The organism is Micavibrio aeruginosavorus EPB (assembly GCF_000348745.1).
Lineage (GTDB): Bacteria > Pseudomonadota > Alphaproteobacteria > Micavibrionales > Micavibrionaceae > Micavibrio > Micavibrio aeruginosavorus_A.
In genome coordinates this window covers 1816526-1834310 of record NC_020812.1, presented here as the reverse complement: position 1 = coordinate 1834310, position 17785 = coordinate 1816526, and the positions used below count along the sequence as shown (strand labels likewise).

The 17785-nt window shown below is 56.3% G+C and carries 15 protein-coding genes; 7 read left to right on the top strand and 8 right to left on the bottom strand.

The window, feature by feature from the left end:
- Positions 1 to 102 precede the first annotated feature (102 nt).
- From A11S_RS08645 to ligA, 4 genes are all read left to right on the top strand, one after another.
- Positions 103 to 1116 carry a queuosine salvage family protein gene (locus A11S_RS08645; protein ID WP_015468131.1) on the top strand — a complete coding sequence of 338 codons (1014 nt, stop codon included), beginning with the start codon at positions 103 to 105 and terminating at the stop codon, positions 1114 to 1116.
- 67 nt (positions 1117 to 1183) lie between these two features.
- Positions 1184 to 2062 carry an outer membrane protein assembly factor BamD gene (locus tag A11S_RS08640; protein WP_015468130.1) on the top strand — a complete coding sequence of 293 codons (879 nt, stop codon included), beginning with the start codon at positions 1184 to 1186 and terminating at the stop codon, positions 2060 to 2062.
- A gap of 18 nt (positions 2063 to 2080) precedes the next feature.
- On the top strand, positions 2081 to 3754 hold the full coding sequence (gene recN / locus A11S_RS08635; RefSeq protein ID WP_015468129.1) for a DNA repair protein RecN: 1674 nt from the start codon (positions 2081 to 2083) through the stop codon (positions 3752 to 3754).
- 3 nt (positions 3755 to 3757) lie between these two features.
- Positions 3758 to 5830 carry an NAD-dependent DNA ligase LigA gene (ligA, locus tag A11S_RS08630; protein WP_015468128.1) on the top strand — a complete coding sequence of 691 codons (2073 nt, stop codon included), beginning with the start codon at positions 3758 to 3760 and terminating at the stop codon, positions 5828 to 5830.
- Positions 5831 to 5833: 3 nt separating this feature from the next.
- On the opposite strand, the gene A11S_RS08625 is transcribed toward ligA, so the two are convergent.
- From A11S_RS08625 to A11S_RS08590, 8 genes are all read right to left on the bottom strand, one after another.
- Complete coding sequence (locus A11S_RS08625; RefSeq protein ID WP_015468127.1) at positions 5834 to 6088, bottom strand: hypothetical protein; 255 nt, start codon at positions 6086 to 6088, stop codon at positions 5834 to 5836.
- 30 nt (positions 6089 to 6118) lie between these two features.
- Complete coding sequence (locus A11S_RS08620; protein ID WP_015468126.1) at positions 6119 to 7123, bottom strand: alpha/beta fold hydrolase; 1005 nt, start codon at positions 7121 to 7123, stop codon at positions 6119 to 6121.
- A 101-nt stretch (positions 7124 to 7224) separates the two neighbouring features.
- Positions 7225 to 8319 carry an alpha/beta fold hydrolase gene (locus A11S_RS08615; protein ID WP_041802630.1) on the bottom strand — a complete coding sequence of 365 codons (1095 nt, stop codon included), beginning with the start codon at positions 8317 to 8319 and terminating at the stop codon, positions 7225 to 7227.
- A gap of 375 nt (positions 8320 to 8694) precedes the next feature.
- Positions 8695 to 9078, bottom strand: coding sequence for a penta-EF hand family protein (locus A11S_RS08610; RefSeq protein ID WP_015468124.1), 384 nt, complete (start codon positions 9076 to 9078; stop codon positions 8695 to 8697).
- Between the two features lie 136 nt (positions 9079 to 9214).
- The gene (locus A11S_RS08605) at positions 9215 to 10612 is read right to left on the bottom strand and encodes an NAD(P)(+) transhydrogenase (Re/Si-specific) subunit beta (protein ID WP_015468123.1); all 1398 of its coding nucleotides are present in this window, start codon (positions 10610 to 10612) and stop codon (positions 9215 to 9217) included.
- A 36-nt stretch (positions 10613 to 10648) separates the two neighbouring features.
- Positions 10649 to 10918, bottom strand: coding sequence for a hypothetical protein (locus tag A11S_RS08600; protein WP_015468122.1), 270 nt, complete (start codon positions 10916 to 10918; stop codon positions 10649 to 10651).
- A 5-nt stretch (positions 10919 to 10923) separates the two neighbouring features.
- A complete protein-coding gene (locus A11S_RS08595) occupies positions 10924 to 11349 on the bottom strand; it encodes an NAD(P) transhydrogenase subunit alpha (protein WP_015468121.1) in 426 nt (141 codons plus the stop codon).
- The gene (locus A11S_RS08590) at positions 11346 to 12521 is read right to left on the bottom strand and encodes a Re/Si-specific NAD(P)(+) transhydrogenase subunit alpha (RefSeq protein ID WP_407716442.1); all 1176 of its coding nucleotides are present in this window, start codon (positions 12519 to 12521) and stop codon (positions 11346 to 11348) included. Before A11S_RS08590 ends, A11S_RS08595 begins: the two co-directional genes overlap by 4 nt.
- A gap of 351 nt (positions 12522 to 12872) precedes the next feature.
- Between A11S_RS08590 and A11S_RS08585 the strand changes: the two genes are divergently transcribed.
- The 3 genes from A11S_RS08585 to A11S_RS08575 are packed head-to-tail and all read left to right on the top strand — an operon-like array spanning position 12873 to position 17783.
- Positions 12873 to 14297 carry a TolC family protein gene (locus A11S_RS08585; RefSeq protein WP_015468119.1) on the top strand — a complete coding sequence of 475 codons (1425 nt, stop codon included), beginning with the start codon at positions 12873 to 12875 and terminating at the stop codon, positions 14295 to 14297.
- Positions 14290 to 16473 (top strand): type I secretion system permease/ATPase, encoded by a 2184-nt coding sequence (locus tag A11S_RS08580; RefSeq protein ID WP_041802627.1) that lies wholly within the window; start codon positions 14290 to 14292, stop codon positions 16471 to 16473. The genes A11S_RS08585 and A11S_RS08580 overlap by 8 nt, the downstream gene beginning before the upstream one ends.
- Complete coding sequence (locus tag A11S_RS08575) at positions 16470 to 17783, top strand: HlyD family type I secretion periplasmic adaptor subunit (RefSeq protein ID WP_015468117.1); 1314 nt, start codon at positions 16470 to 16472, stop codon at positions 17781 to 17783. Before A11S_RS08580 ends, A11S_RS08575 begins: the two co-directional genes overlap by 4 nt.
- The last annotated feature ends 2 nt before the right edge of the window (positions 17784 to 17785 follow it).

The window sequence follows — 17785 nt, the reverse complement described above, 5'->3', positions numbered from 1 at the left end:
AAAACAAGATGTTATGCGACATGCTTCAAGACTCTCTTGACGGTGGGCTTGGGGCGTGTTTTTTATCGCGTTTTCGTCAATACGATACGAAGTAGAACCTGTATGTGGCCCTTTCGCAAAAAAACGAACCAGAGCGTATTGAATAATCCGGGTGTGCCTTGCGATGTTTTTGGCCGCGTGCGTGAGGGGTGCCGTTTCGTTGCCGATCATGCCCAGCATGTCACAATCAATGACTGGGTCCTGCGTGATTACGCGCAAACATTATCCCCGCGCGCGCCGAATAATGTTCTCGATCTCGATCACCATTACGACAGCAACGATCTGGAATCTCTGGCCGCCTATATCATGGCGCTGGAGGCGATCAATTTCGGATCGGGGTATGAAGCCGCGTTGGTGGAGGAGGGGTGGCGTCTGCGCGACCATTCCATTTACTACACCGTGTCCACGGCGCTGAAATATCATTTCGAAAGCCAGGGGCCGATGGATGCGGCCACCATGGCGAATTTAAGTGTTTTGGATTGTCATCGCATGTTCGGCCTCCCCCATCGCACGGTAGGGACGGAGGTGGCGGTGTTGTTTGCCGCCGCCCTGAACGAATTGGGGACCTTTGTCCGCGATCATTTTGATGGATCGTTCCTGAAACTGGTGCAGGATGCCGATGGGCACGCGGCGCGGCTGGTGTGCCGTATGGTCGAATTGCCGGGGTTTCAGGATGTTCACAATTACCATGGCCGAGCCATCCCGTTGTATAAACGGGCCCAGATCGCGGCGGCGGATTTGCATCTGGCCTTTGTCCGCCATGGCCGCCCCTTGTTCGGGGATATGGACCGTCTGACCCTGTTTGCCGACAATGCCGTGCCCCATGTGCTGGTGACCGACGGGGTGCTGACCCTGTCCGACGATCTGGCCGCCCGGATAGCTGCCGGGGTGTTTATCCCCGCGGGCAGCGATGAGGAAATCGAGCTGCGCGCCTGCGCGGTTGAGGCGGTGGAGCGCATTTGCGCCATCAAGGGTGTGCGGGTCATGGATATTGACCATGTGCTGTGGCACCGCTCGGTTGAAGACCCGCGTTATATGGCCACACCGCCGCACCGGACCCGGACCCGGTTTTATTGAAAATCGACCTGTTGACAAGGGGGCTTTTCTGCCCCGTTCCCCCTTTCAATCCGGGGGGCTTCGGGCTATGAATTTCAATGGATTTCCGTTGATTTTGACCGGGTGTGTCATGAAGCGTTTGAACAAAATTCTCCCCATTCTGTGCGTGCCGGTTTTGCTGGCTACGGCTGCGTGCTCCAGCACGGGCAACAAGGAAGACACAAAGACCGAAGTCGATACGCCGGTGGAAACATTGTACACCAATGCCGCCGCCGCGATGGATGCCAAGAATTACCGCGAAGCCACCCGCCTGTTCCAGGAAGTTGAGCGCCAGCACCCGTATTCCGAATGGGCCGTGCGCGCGGAATTGATGGCGGCTTATGCCCAGTATGAAAGCATGCGGTATGACGAAGCCATCCTGTCGCTGGACCGGTTCGTTGAACTGCACCCGGGGCACAAGGACATTGATTACGCCTTGTATCTCAAATCCCTGTGCTTCTATGAACAAATCAGTGACGTGGCCCGCGACCAGTATATGACGGATGAGGCATTGAAGGCCTTTGACACGTTGATCCGCCGTTTCCCGGACAGCCGTTACACACGTGATGCCATCCTGAAACGCGATCTGACGCTGGATCACTTGGCCGGTAAGGAAATGGAAATCGGGCGTTATTATCTGACCCGCGGCGAAATCAACGCCGCCATCAATCGGTTCCGTGTTGTTGTGCGGGATTACCAAACCACCACCCATGTGCCCGAGGCGCTGCACCGCTTGGTCGAAGCCTATATCACGCTGGGCCTGACGGATGAAGCCACGCGTGTGGCCGCTGTTCTCGGTTACAACTATCCGGGCAGCCAATGGTACGAAGATACGTATGAATTGCTCGACCCCGCGATGCGCCAGAAGATTATGGACGAGCGCGGATTTGTCGATCGTACGGTCGATTCCCTGTTTAAACCGAATTGATGGGTTTGGGGTTGGTGAATGCTCGTCACGCTGACCATCCGCAATATTGTTTTGATCGACCAGTTAACGGTCGGGTTTGACCATGGCTTTTGCGCGCTGACCGGTGAAACGGGCGCGGGGAAATCCATTTTGCTCGACTCGCTCGGTCTGGCTCTGGGTGCGCGCAGCGATTCCGGTCTGGTCCGCAAGGGGCAGGATCAAGCCAGCGTCACCGCCGAATTCCACATTGATTCCAAGCATGCCGTTCTGACTCTGTTGAACGAACAGGGCATTGCCGCGGATGACACGTTGATCCTGCGCCGTGTGCTGGGCGCCGATGGGCGCAGCCGGGCCTTTATCAATGATCAGCCCGTGGGCGTCGGCCTGTTGAAACAGGTGGGCGACCAATTGGTGGAAATCCATGGTCAGTTTGATACGCACGGCCTGTTGGACCCGACCACGCACCGTGATTTGCTGGATGATTATGCCGGGTTGCATCACGATGTGCGGGTTCTGAAATCACTCTGGGATATATGGTCGGACGCCCGTGCAGCGTTGAAAACCGCGCAGATCGAAGCGGAAAAAGCGCGTGCCGAAGAAGAATATCTGCGCCATTCCGTGGCCGAACTGGACAAACTCAACCCGGAAGAGGGTGAGGAAGATGCCCTTCTGACCATTCGTGAAACGATGAAGCACAAGGCGCATGTCTTAAGCGCCCTGGATGAAGCGTGGCAGGCAATCAGCTCCGATGACGGGGCCGAAATGCGCATCGCCGCCGCCGCCCGTGTTGTGACGCGGATTGGGGACAAGGCTCCGGCATCGATCGACCCTGTTCTGGCCGCTTTGGATAACGCCGCCAGCGCGTTGCAGGATGCGGTGCGCGATATTGAATCCATGACATCGTCTTTAAGCGACGGCGACATGTCGTTGGAAGCGGCGGAAGATCGCCTTTACGCCCTGCGCGGTGCGGCGCGTAAGTTCGGGTGCCGCCCGGATGATCTGCCGCGCCTGCATGCGGAGATGGCCGAAAAATTACGTCTGGCGGATCGCACCGATGATATTCTGGCCGACCTGATGAAGGCGGTGGATGCCGCGCGCGCCAAATATAAAACAGCAGCGCAGAAAATTTCCGATGCCCGTGCCAAAGCCGCGAAGAAAATGGATACGCTGGTCGCCGCCGAATTGCCGCCGCTGAAATTGGACAAGGCGCGGTTCTTCACCCGTGTCGATGCGGTGGATGATGAACAATTGTGGGGCCCGACGGGTATGGACCGGGTGCAGTTCCTGGTCGCCACCAATCCGGGGGCTGATCCGGGGCCATTGAACAAAATCGCCTCGGGCGGTGAAATGGCACGCTTTATGCTGGCGCTGAAGGTTGTGATGGCCGATACGGGTGCGGCCCACACCTTGATCTTTGACGAGGTGGATACCGGTATCGGTGGTTCAACCGCGGATGCCGTGGGTGAACGCCTGGCCCGTTTGTCGGGGCAAAAACAAATTCTGGTCGTCACCCATTCGCCGCAAGTGGCGGCCCGCGCCAACCATCATTTGATTGTGATGAAATCGGGCGGGGCGGATTTGACCACGAAAATCATCCCGCTGGATGAACTGGCCGAACGCCGCGAGGAAATTGCGCGGATGTTGTCCGGTGCCACCATCACCACCGAAGCCCGCGCGGCGGCGGATAAATTGCTGGAAGCGAAGGCGGGGTAGGGTTTGGGCGATTCTTTATTCAACACCCCGCCCGAAATTGTCGCGGAATATAAAAAACTGGTGAAGGAACTGGAACGGCACGACATTGCCTATCACCAGAAGGACACGCCGGAAATATCCGATGCCGAATATGACCGGATGAAGAAGCGGTTTTTTGACATTGCCGTACAATACCCGGAAATTGCATCCAAGAAAGATCTGGACAAGGTCGGTGCCCCGGTGGCCGCCGGATTTAAAAAAATCCGCCACACGGTCCCGATGTTATCACTGGGCAACGCATTCGAAGACCAGGACGTTAGCGATTTCATTGATCGCGTGCGCCGATTCCTGAATTTCAATGATGCAATCGCCGTCGTGGCCGAGCCGAAAATTGACGGGTTGTCCTGTTCCCTGCGCTATGAAAACGGTGTTTTGGTCCAGGCGGCGACGCGCGGCGATGGGACCGAGGGCGAGGACATTACCGCAAACGTCCGCACCATTCGCGATGTGCCGCAGGACTTAAAGGGCACCGTTCCCGATATTTTGGAAGTGCGCGGTGAAATTTACATGCGCCGTGATGAATTCATGGCGCTGAATACGCGGCAGGAGGAACAAGGAAAACCCGTCTTCGCCAACCCGCGCAATGCGGCGGCGGGCAGTGTGCGGCAACTGGATTCGTCCATTACCGCGTCGCGACCGTTGCGGTTCTTTGGCTATGCGCTGGGCGATATCTCTGCGCCAATTGCCGATACGCAATGGGGCATTCGCAAGGCGCTGGTGAAGATGGGCTTTGCCGAGGCCGAACCCGCGCAATTGTGTGAAACAACCGAACAGATCCTTGAATATTATACCAAGGTTATGAACCTACGCCCGGACCTGGATTACGATATTGACGGGGTGGTGTACAAGGTAGACCGCCTTGATCTGCAATCCCGCCTTGGGTTTGTATCGCGCGCGCCGCGCTGGGCCATTGCGCATAAATTCCCGGCGGAACAGGCCGTCACCATCGTGCATGGCATTGATATTCAGGTGGGCCGGACGGGAACATTAACACCCGTGGCGCGACTGGAGCCCGTCACCGTTGGCGGTGTGGTCGTATCCAACGCGACATTGCACAACGAAGACGAAATCGCGCGCAAGGATGTGCGTATTGGCGACCATGTGGTGATCCAGCGCGCGGGCGATGTGATTCCGCAAGTGGTCAGCGTGGTGATGGACAAGCGCGCGAAAGACGCCGCGCCTTATGAATTTCCGCACATCTGTCCGGCCTGTGGTTCACCTGCCGTGCGGCCTGAGGGGGAAGTGGCCCGCCGTTGTACGGGCGGTATGATCTGTCCGGCGCAGGCGGTGGAGCGGTTGAAACATTTCGTGTCCCGCGATGCGTTCGATATCGAAGGGCTGGGCGATAAAATCATTCGTGAATTCTGGGATGATGGTTTGGTTCGAGCGCCAGCCGATATTTTCACCTTGCAGGACCGCGATCGCGGTAGCCTGACGCCCATCCGCGCCCGCATGGGGTGGGGGGATCAATCGGCCAAGAAATTATTCGATGCGATTGAAGCGCGTCGAACCATTCCGCTGGATCGTTTTATCTATGCCCTTGGCATTCGTCAGATAGGGCAGGCGACGGCCAAGCGTCTGGCGGCACATTACGGCACGTTTGATGCGGTGTATGACGCAATGCGTGCGGCGTATGATCCGGAGTCTGATGCTGTGGCGGATTTGTTGCGCGTGGAAGATGTTGGACCCAGCGTAGCCGAAGATCTCATACGCTTTTTCAACGATCAGAAAAATCACGTTATCGTTGATGATTTGCTGGCCCAACTCACCATCGAACCCTATGTCGCACCGCAGGTGGGGGATAGCCCCGTGGCCGGGAAAACCGTTGTGTTTACCGGCACGCTGGTCACCATGACGCGGGGCGAGGCCAAGGCCCGCGCGGAATCGCTGGGGGCCAAGGTGGCCGGGTCCGTTTCAAAAAAGACGGATTATGTCGTAGCGGGTGACGATGCCGGGTCAAAACTGGCCAAGGCCCGGGAATTGGGCGTGAATGTTTTGACCGAAGCGGAGTGGGCGGCGCTGATCGCGGGGCTGTAAGTCTTAGTGCCCGGCAACGCCCTTGCGGGCTTTCAATGCGTGCAATTTGCGCATGGCTTCTTCGATCTCTGCCGGGTAATCGCGGCGTTCAACGAATTCACCACCACCGGTGTTGCGTGTCATCGACATTTCCAATGCACGGGTCAGCATATCGGCCACCTGCACATCTTCCTGTTCCAGCGCCAGTTCCAGTGCATACAGAATGCGATCGCTCAGTCGGACTTCGCGCATGGCTTTTCGATCGATCGGGGTGGTCATGGTTGACTCCATTTATTGTTCTTCTTGTTTTTAAAAGGGTGTGCGTTGCGTGCGTATTTTGTTGTGTTGTAACAATTCATCAAAACCGTTCAAGAACGCGTTCCGGATCGGGTCGCGCTCCATCAAGATTTCATGCAGGGATTCCTGCAGGTCAATGACCTTTGCATGGGGCATGCGTGTGGCTGCATTATGCGTGGCGCGGTTATCGACCAATTTTTCATTTCCGGCACAGGCCATGAAGCAGGGCGTGTGAATATCTTCCAGGATATGCTTCTGTTCGAGAAGTGCGCAGGATTTTACGGCTTCGTACAACCAGCGGAACGTGACGTTCCCGACCTGTAAAGCGGGGTCAAAGCGGCTCCACGCATTGTGAATGGCGGCGCGTCCGGGATGGGATGAAAAGATATTGCGTTTTGGGTCATCACGTTCGGCCGGCGACCACCCCTTTCCTCCGAAAACATACTGGGTTCCGGCGATTTCATTAAAAATCCCGGTCAACAGCAGGCGCACACGGTGTGGCAGAATATTTAAAGCCTGAATACCCAGCATGGGGGCCGAAAACGCGGCGCAGGCAAACATATCCTGATGATGCGACAAATAACGCAGGCCAATATTTCCCCCCATGGAATGGGCGAGCATGACCAGTGGAATCCGCCCGACATCGGGTTGAACCGCGGCGTGTTTCACGTATTCGTTCAGGAAGAAATGCAAATCGGCGACATCATCATCAAATCCGGTGGAATAACGGCGATGGGTGTCGTTCAGGTGGCGGTGGGATTTCCCCTGGCCCTGCCAGTCCAAAATCCAGAAAGCCAGATTGCGGTCCAGCATGTCATGGGCCAATTCAAAATATTTTTCACCAAATTCAGACAGACCCGGCAGGCAAACCACAACAGCATCGGGAATCTTATCGCGCGGGCTGATTGTACCAAAACGCAGGATACGGCCCTGCGGATTGGTAAAATTGTGCCACCGCCACCCATCGGGTTGCAGAAAGCGGGGGTTAAGATCGGGATGATCTGTTTTACGGTCCATGGTCTGATGCTAAGGCCCAAAATGTGGCAACTCAGAAGGGTAAATCGGCCCTGTACCTTATGCAAGGAGGAAGGCCGTGTCCTCCCGCTTTTTATGGCTTTTTATGCGGCAAACGGGGCGTGTTGCGGGCTCCGCGTCACGATCTGGGCCGGGTCGGGTGGCGGGGCGGGCGTTGGTGCATTGCGGCGGCTGTAAAAATCATTCACCGTCGCCTCCAGAAAGCCATTCACGCCCGACGCCCAGCGCGTATAATTTGGTTCATCCTGAAGCCACAGGCTGTGGCCCGCCGTGGGCAGTGTAATGTGTTTTGCGTTGGGCAGGGCCGCCACCGCGCGGGCATGGGCACCATTATCGACCAATGTTTCGTGCCCGGCGCTGCCAATCAGAACGGGAATGGTGACCTTGCGCAAATTGGTGGGGTCGTTCAATTCATTCACGGTGTCGTAAACGGAATTGATCCATCCAAAACTGGGGCGGGCGATATTGTGTTCGGGGGCGCTGGCGCGAACCGCGTTGCTCCAGACCTCGCGCACATTGTGCATGCCGACGGTGCGGCGTCCATCTTCTTCACGCCATTGTCCGACTTTGGCCAGAACACCTTCCAATGCTGGGACGGGGCGATTTTGTAAACCGATATGGGATGCCGCATTAAAAATGGCGTGTACCAAAGGTCGCGCCCATGGGCCGGCCCCCAAACGGTGAATGTCAAACATTGGCGCGCTCATCACCGCGGCATCGAAAACGCCGGGATGGCGTTGCAAATACAACATTCCGGGGTGCCCACCCATGGAGTGGGTCGACATGATCAGGGGGGTATTTTTATCGTGCTGAACGACGGTGCGTACAAACTGATCCAGATCACGGACGTGTTGGTTCATGCCCTGGGCGTCGACCAAATGGGGCTTCTTGGGATTGTCACGGTCGGATCCGCCAAAGCCCTGCCAATCCATGGCCCAGACATTGAAACCCTGAGCCTGATATTCCTTGATGGCTTCGTAATACAGATCGGCAAATTCACCATAGCCATGGGTCAGAACAATGGTGCCGCGTGGTGACTCACCGGGGGCTGTGTGGGCCGGGATTTGTGCATACCGTATGCGCTGGTTGTCCGCATTGACGAACATGGCCTCGTGCCAACCCGTGGGCGGCATGCTGACGCGATTAAAACTGTCGGTTAGGCTCCGGATTGCCGGCATATGCTTTCCCCACGCAGAACCCGGTGCGTATGTCCGGGTTAATCCCTGTTTATGGCCTGTTTTTCTTGTGATGCCCTTGTTGTAGCAGGGCAGGCCTTAAAACTTGGTTTCATTGTTATGAAAACCAATAGAATTGTCAAGTTTTCGGGGTTTTGCGGTGCGAAGTCTGCATACCCCCCCCGGATCAGGCCCCCCAGCGTTGCTCCGCAACGCGCCGATAAAAAAGCGTTGTCTTGCAACGCGCACATAAAAAACCCCCGGATCAGGGGGGACACTGATCCGGGGTTCGGGTTCACGGATTGTTTGTGAGAGGGCCACCAACGGGGGAGGAGGAACAAGGCCCAAAACAAGTCCGTGCGGGGAACGGTGTATGCGTTATTCGGCTTTCGGGGCCTCTTCCGCAGGGGCGGCTTCTTTTTCAGCCTTGTCTTTCATTCTTTCGTGTTTTTCCTGCATGCGCTCTTTCATCTTGGCTTTGTGGGCTTCGTGGGCCTGGCCAATTTCATCCTTGGTCAATTTGCCATCAGCGTTGGCATCCATGGTTTTGAATTGTTCGGCGTGTTTGGCCTGAAACTCTTCCAGCGACACATCGCCGGATTTGTCCGTATCCAGGGCTTCGATCATGCGTTCGCCAGCGGGCGGGCGCTTCATCGCGTCGTTGGCGGCTTTACCGGCAACGTCTTCGGCGCGCACAGCAACAGGCACGCTCAGCGCGCTGACCAGAACAGTACCCAGAACGTATAATTTCATATTTTTCATTGATCCCACTCCGATTGATGATCCGACGGTTGAAAACCTTATGTTCCCATTCTCGGGGTCGAAAGGGGCAAAAATGGGGCGCAAAATGTGATTTTTGCGCCCCATTTGGTGTATTTTTGTGATTTTTTATAATGCGTTAGTGTTCTAAGCCTTTGACAATGCTTTCCGTCATGGCTTTGGCATCGCCCAACAACATCATGGTGTTGTCCTGATAGAACATCGGGTTGTCCACGCCGGCGTAACCCGAGCCCAACGAGCGTTTGACGAACAAAACCGTTTTTGCTTTCGCCACGTCCAGAATGGGCATGCCGTAAATTGGTGATGTCGGGTCGGTTTTCGCCGCCGGGTTGGTGATGTCGTTGGCGCCGATGACATAGACGACATCGGTTTGTGCGAAGTCGCGGTTGATGTCTTCCAGCTCGAACACTTCGTCATACGGCACGTTGGCTTCGGCCAGCAGGACGTTCATGTGGCCGGGCATGCGGCCCGCGACGGGGTGAATGGCGTATTTAACGCTGACGCCTTCTTTCTTCAAAATGTCGGCCATTTCGCGCAAAGCGTGCTGGGCCTGGGCCACGGCCATGCCGTATCCCGGAACCACGATCACGCTGGATGCGTTTTTCATGATGTAGGCGGCATCATCAGCGGACCCGATTTTCACCGGACGATCACCCGCATCAGCCGCCGGCCCGCCGGATGCCGACGCATCATTGCCAAATCCGCCCAGCAGGACGTTCAGGAAGGACCGGTTCATCCCCTTGCACATGATATAGGACAGGATGGCACCCGATGCCCCGACCAGCGCGCCGACGATGATCAGCAAGTTATTGTGCAGGGTAAAGCCAATACCCGCCGCGGCCCAGCCGGAGTAGGAGTTGAGCATCGACACAATCACCGGCATATCCGCGCCGCCGATCGGAACGATCATCAGAACGCCCAGGGCCAGAGCAAGGGCAACAATGGCAATGAACCAGATACTGCTTTGCGTCACGCACAGCATGATCAGGAAGAACAGCAGCAGGCAGCCCAGAAGGGCGTTCAGTTTATGCTGGCCGGGGAAGGTCAGGGGCTTGCCGGAAATCGTGCCCTGCAATTTGCCCCAGGCGATGATCGACCCAGTAAATGTGACCGCACCAATCGCGGTGCCCAGCGCCATTTCAATCAGGCTGTTCAGGCGGATCGCGCCGGATTGGCCAATATTATAGGCTTCCGGATTTGTGAAGGCGGCGGAGGCCACGAACACAGCCGCCAGACCGACCAGCGAGTGAAACGCCGCCATCAATTGCGGCAAAGCCGTCATCTGGATTTTCAGGGCAATGCCCGTCCCGATCGACCCGCCAATCACGATGGCTGGGATAATCCAGAAATAGGATACAACGCCCGGCATCATCAATGTGGTGGCCACGGCCAACGCCATGCCCACCATGCCGTAAACGACGCCGCGGCGTGCGCTTTCCGGGCTGGACAATCCGCGCAGCGCCATGATGAAGCAGACGGACGCAATCAGGTAGAAGAGGGGGGCAAGCGATGCCATTTTTATCTATTCCTAAAACTGGATGTTTTTTGTGTATCAGCCGCGTTTGACGATAAAGCCCAGCGGGCGCAGTTCGAACAACAGGGCGCGAGCATTTGCGGTCGGCACAGATCCATCCGCAGTCGGATCGTGGAGGGACCAGCTGTCCTTGTATATCGTCGCGCCATGACGGGCGAGAATGCCGGAGATGGAGTTGAAGGCGTTGCTGAGGGAGCTTTTCTTCTCCCACAGGGCGTAGCCATTGATGGGGCCGGTATATTTAATTGTGATATCCATCGGTTTGGATGGGTGCGGTTTCATGTTCATTTTTTTTATGCTCCCTTTTTCTTGAACATATGCAGCATGCGCCGCGTGATGATGAAGCCGCCAAAGATATTGACGGAGGCCAGCATCACGGCCAGAAAACCAAGAACTTTTGAAAATGAAAAACCGGCCGGGCCCGCGGCGATCAATGCGCCAACGATAATGACCGATGAAATCGCATTCGTAATACCCATCAATGGGGAGTGCAGGGCGGGTGTTACCTTCCACACCACGTAATACCCGACGAAGCAGGCCAGAACGAACACGGTCAGCCCGGTGACCAGAAACGCATCGCCGCCATGGGCCGCGCCGCTATCCGATATGGTTTGCCCGGCCTGCATGGCCAGTGTGGCGGCCTGATCGGCCAGCGAACGGGCGGCGTTGGCCAGATCGACGGCGCTGGTGCTGATGTCGGTTTGGGATTCGCTGGTCATTGTGCGGCTGCCTTCTCTGTCGGTTGTTCTTTCGGTGCGGCTTGCGGGCCACCAAATTGGGGGTGGATCAAGGCACCGTCACGGGTCAGGGCCACGCCCTTGATAATATCGTCATCCCACGGAATGTCCTTCGCGCCGTCTTTGTTCAAAACAAGACCCAGAAGGTTCAGCAGGTTTTTGGAATACAGGGCGGATGCGTTGGCGGACAGGCGGCTGGGCACGTTGCGGTGACCAACAATTTTCACGCCATCAACATCAACCACTTCGCCGACCTTCGACAGTTCGCAGTTTCCGCCTTGCTCCACGGCCAGATCAACAATCACCGATCCGGGTTTCATGGTTTTCACCATGGCGGCGGTGACCAGTGTCGGGGCCTTGCGTCCGGGGATCAGCGCGGTGGTAATCACAATATCTTGTTTCGCGATTGTTTCGGCGATCAGGGCTGCTTGTTTTGCCTTGTATGCATCGGACATTTCCTTGGCGTAACCGCCGGCGGTTTCGGCGGCTTTGGATTCCTCATCCTCAACCATCACGAATGTTGCGCCCAAGGACTGGACCTGTTCCTTCGTCGCTGCGCGCACGTCGGTGGCGGATACGATGGCACCCAGACGTTTGGCGGTCGCAATCGCCTGCAACCCGGCAACGCCAACGCCCATAATAAAGACGCGGGCCGGGGGCACGGTGCCCGCGGCGGTCATCATCATGGGGAAGGCGCGGTTGAAATGTTCGGTGGCGTCCAAAACGGCCTTGTATCCCGCTAGGTTGGATTGGGACGACAAAACGTCCATCGCCTGAGCCCGCGTGATGCGCGGCACCAGCTCCATCGAAAAAACATCAACGCCCTGTTTGGCCAGCGCGGCGATCAGATCGGCGTTCTGGTACGGGGCCATAATACAGGCCAGCAACGCGCCCTTTTTCATTTTGGCGGCTTCGTCGATGGTCGGGGCCTGAACCTTCAGGACGATATCGGCTTGGGCAAAGCCATCGGCGGCGGTGTCGATGATTGCCGCGCCCGCATCGGTGTACAGCGTATCAGGGATGGAGGATTCAAGACCCGCCCCTTTTTCAACGCGGACGGCACATCCTTGCGCGATCAGTTTTTTGATGGTGTCCGGCGTGGCGGCAACGCGGCGCTCGGCCTGGGCGGTTTCTTTGGGAATAAAGATGGTCAGACTCACGGTCGTAAGATCCCCTGATAAATTCAGTGATTAGATCTGGCCATGGGACCAGAAATCGGCTTGAAAAGAATCGATGTTCTGAAAAATCATTATGGTATTTTATTTTTCTTCTGATTCTCTGCGCGTCATCACGCGGTAAAACCATGGCAGATATGGTGCTTTTTGTGAAGCCTGCGCCCCTATGGAATGCACTGTTATTGCGGTGTTTGCGTGCTGGTATTCATGACGCGCTGCACGCGTGCGGTGCAATTGGTCTGCTGTTGCTCTGCGGCCTTGCCTGTTGCGTCGTTTTTGTTTAGATTCAAGGGGCTATTCTTTGTTCTTATAAAACGAACGCGCCCCTGTATGTCCATGTCATTGAAATTTTTTCCGGCTTTCCCCCTGCGGGCCTCCTTGTTGGCGCGCACGGCGGTGTTTGCTGTGCTTGCAGGGGCTTCGGCCTTTGGGTTTGCCACATCCGCACAGTCCGAGACGTTGCAGGAGGCCATGGTATCGGCCCTGAACGCGCACCCCACGGTGCAGGCGGCGATGAAAAGTCGGGATTATTATGCCGAGGAGAAACAGGAACAGCGTTCCGGTTACTTCCCTGAATTGAACGCCAGCGGGTCCATGGGGCGTATTTATGGCGACAACAGCACCAGCCGCGGCCTGACCGTGGAGCGAGGGGCTGGGTATTCATGGCTGTATGAAGGCAGCGTGGCCGTGCGCCAGACGCTCTGGGATGGATTGGAAACAGTCAATCGTGTCGGTGCCGCCGATGCGCGTGTGCGGTCCGCCGGAAGCAATGTGGCCGATGTGCGGGAAAATCTGGGCTTGCGTGTTGTGCTCGCCTATCTCGATGTGCTGCGAACTCGTGAAGCTGTGGCCATGATCACCGATCACAATAAATTGATCGCCGATTACCGCACCCGCATTGACTCCATGGTGGAGCAGGGTGCCGCCGATGAATCCATGGCCGTGCAGGCGCACGATATTCAAATCCAGTTGGACAGTACGCAATCCGAAATCGAAGGCGAATTTGCCAAGGCCGTTGCCGAATATCGCGAAGTGGTGGGACAGGTGCCGACCGACCCGCTGATCCGCCCCGATTTGCCGTCCGATACCGTTTTGGCGGATGTGGACGAGGCGGTCATTCTGGCGTTGCAGGAACATCCGGCGCTGCGCGTGGCGGATGAAACGAAGGAAGCCTTCGCCCGTGATGCCGATGCGGAAAAAGGGGCGCTGTACCCCGATTTCAGTGGTGAGCTGTCTTACCTGAAAAAAGATCAGGCCGACATCATCGGCGGTGAAGTGGTGGACGCCAAGGCCGTCGTGCGGATGGATTGGACATTTTCAACCGGTGGGGCAGAGTTGGCCCGCATTCGCAAGGCGACCAGCCGCTATGCCGAAAGCCAGGCCCGCCGCGATGAAATCAGCCGCAACATTGAACGCCAGATTCGTACATCCTATGCCGAAATGCAGGCCGCCAAAGACCGTCTGGACAATGGGCGCGACCGCGTTGGTGTGACCAAGGATTTGTTGACCACCTATGAAAAGCAGTTTGAAGCGGCAAAGGTGACGTTGCTGAATCTGTTGCAGGCGGAAAACAACAATTTTAATGCCCGTCTGGGTGTTGTGAATGCCGATTACCGTCATCTGGCCGCGCAATATGCGGTTCTGGCCCATATGGGGCATTTGCAGGATGTGATGAGCATCGTGTCTGCCTATGAAAATGCGCAGAACGAAGCAAAAGAAGACGCGAAAATGGCGGCGGGCGCGGCGCATGAATGACGCACCCGTGGATCCGTCAACCCCATCTTCCGTTATTTCCGCGGCGCAATCGGTCGATCCGCTTTTGAATTGTCTGGTCTTTCTGACCGGACATTTCGGCCATGCACGTTCTGCCGAGGCTCTTCATGCCGGCATGCCGTATGATGAACGCGGCATGGGGCCGAATTTGTTTTGCGAGGCTGCGGGCCGTATTGGTTTGAAAACCAGTATCGTGAAACGCAAGACCGTGACGCATATTTCATCCTATGCCTTGCCTGTCGTTCTGGTGATGCAGGGGGGCGGGGCCTGTGTCTTGCTGGCGCTTGACAATGATAAAAACACGGCGCGCGTATTCCTGCCCGAAACCGGCGCGGAAAAAGATGTGGCGATTGATGCGCTGGACAAAAATTACGGTGGATATGCCATTTATATTCACCCGAACGCCGAATTTCATGATCCGCAGGCCCCGCATTTACAAGATACGGATCGTCACTGGTTCTGGGGCCCGTTCCTGAATAACAGCGCCATTTACGGGCAGGTTGGCTTGGCCGCCGTGATGATCAATATGTTCGCGCTGACCAGCCCGATTTTTATCATGACGGTGTATGACCGCGTCATTCCGAATGCCGCGGTTGAAACTGGATGGGTGTTGGGGATTGGGGCACTGACCATTTTTGGTTTCGATTTCCTGATGCGGACCTTGCGCGGGTATTTTATCGATTTCGCCGGACGTAAAATTGACGTCGTGGCGGCGCGCCGCATTTACGGTCAATTGCTGGATATGAAACTGTCCGCCCGTCCGCCGTCGGGCGGGGCGTTTGCCAACATGTTGCGCGAATTTGATTCCGTTCGCGAATTTATGACGTCGGCGACGCTGACTACATTGGTTGATCTGCCGTTTACGTTGCTGTTTCTGGCGGTCATCTGGGTTCTGGGTGGTCCGATTGCATTGTTGTTGGGGTCGTTGATTGCGGTGGCGGCGGCGGTGGGCTGGATGGTGCAAATTCCGTTACAGGCCGCGGTGCGCAAAACCATGTACACGGCGGAATCCAAACATGGTCTTTTGGTTGAAACCATCCATGGTCTGGAAACCATCAAGGCGATTGGGGCCGATGGTCGTCTGCGTGCCCGCTATGGCGAAATGGCGGCCGATGCCGCGGCACACGCACAAACATCGCGTTTTTATTCCGCCATGGGCGTCAACATTGCCACCTTCCTGCAACAATCGGCCAGCATTGCGGCGGTGTTGCTGGGGATGTATCTGGTGCGTGACCAGTCCATCACCATGGGTGCGCTGATTGCCTGTGTGTTGCTGAGCGGGCGGGCCATCGCCCCGATCGGGCAGATTGCCGGGCTGATGTCGCGGTATCACCAGACGATGCGTGCGCTGAAATCGCTGAATGAATTTATGGCCAATCCGGTGGAACGCCCGCCGCATAAAAATTTCCTGCATCGCCCGGTGTTGAACGGAAAAATCAAATTTGAAAACGTAACCTTTGCATACCCGCATACCGATCGCGATATTCTGCGCGATGTGACCTTCACCATCGAACACGGCGAAAAGGTTGGTATTGTCGGGCGTGTGGGGTCGGGAAAAAGCACGGTTGCCCGGTTGATTACGGGATTGTATGAACCGAAGGCCGGCACATTATTTGCCGATGATACCGATTACCGCCAGATTGATCCGGCGGATTTGCGCCGGAACATTGCCTATATCGCGCAGGACATCGTTCTGTTCCGCGGGTCGGTGCGTGAAAATATCTCCATCGCCCGCCCGCAGGCGACCGAGGAAGAAATTCTGGCTGCATCCATGGCATCAGGCGTGCATGAATTTGTGTCACGTCACCCCATGGGGTATGACGCGCCGGTGGGTGAACAGGGTGCGGGCCTGTCCGGTGGCCAGCGTCAGGCGATTGCGCTGGCGCGCGCCATGTTGCTCAGCCCCGCCATCATGGTGTGTGATGAACCGACCAACGCCATGGACATGCAGGCCGAAGAAGCTTTCGTTCGCCATATCCGCGGACAATCCGAAGGAAAAACGCTGATCCTGATCACGCACCGCCAACATTTGCTGACGCTGGTGGATCGTTTGATCGTTATGGATCAAGGGCGTGTGTTGATCGACGGGCCGCGTGACAAGGTGATCCAGGCCTTGGCGCAGGGTGTTTCCGCACCGAAGACTGGAGCATCGGCATGACCATCCGCGAAACTGATTATATGTCCGAATTGGAAGCGGCAACGCGCATGCGTCCGGCCCGTGCATCGGCCATTATGTTGTATAGCGTTGTCGGTTTGATTGTTCTGTTCTTTCTCTGGGCCGGATTTTCCAAGGTCGACATGCTGGTGCGCGGTCAGGGGCAGGTGGTTCCGACCAGCGAAATCCAGATTGTGCAAAGTCTGGAGGGCGGCATTTTACAGGACCTTTTGGTCCGTGAAGGCGACCGCGTGGCCAAGGATCAGGTTCTGATGCGTCTGTCCGACGTGTTTTATTCATCGGAACAAGGCGGCGCACAGGCGCAGAGCCTGACTCTGCGTGCCAAACGCGCACGGCTGGAAGCGGAATCAACCGGGGCCGCGTTGGCTCTGCCCGCCGACATTGTGAAGGATGCACCGCAAATCGCGGCCAATGAAAAGGCGCTGTATGAATCGCGTCAGCGCGAACTAGCCAATGCGACTTCTATTACCAAAGACAAGATTGAAAAGGCCAATGCCGAGATCGCCGAAACCAAGGCGCAAATCAATCGTCTGAGCTCCAGCGCAGGGTTGTTGAATCAGGAATTGGCCATTACCCGCAAAATGGTCGAGCAAAAGGCCGTGCCGAAGTTGGAGCAAATTCGGCTGGAACGTGAATTGAATGATATTCAGGGGCAATTAAACGCCAACCGTCAAAAAATGACCGGGTTGGAGGCGCAATTAAGCGCGGCAAAGAAAGAAGCCGAAGACCAGCAGGATCGTTTCCGGTCCCAGGCCTTGAGCGAGATGAACGCCGTTGAAACCGAAATTTCCCGTTTACAAGAAAGCTTGAAATCCATTGGCGATCGGGTGTCGCGCGCAGAAATCAAATCGCCCGTTGATGGTGTGGTCAACAACATTGCGATTAAAACCATCGGCGGCGTGATCCAGCCCGCCCAGCAATTGGTGGAAATTGTTCCGGCGGAACCGGAATTGAAAATCACCGCCCGCGTATCGCCGAATGATATTGCGTTTCTGGATGTTGGGCAGGATGTAAAAGTGAAGATCAGCGCCTATAACGCGCAGCGTTATGGCAGTCTTCATGGGAAACTGGTCCGGATCGGTGCGAACAGCATTGCCGATGAGGAAGGCAATACATTTTTCGAAGTCGAAGTGCAGACCGATAAAAACTATCTGGGGACGGCGGAAAACCCGTTGCCTATCACGCCGGGTATGGTGGCGATGATTGAGGTCATCACGGGCCGTCGTACCATTCTTGAGTATCTGGCCAAGCCTGTTCTCATGGCTAAAGATAAAGCCTTTACAGAGATTTGATC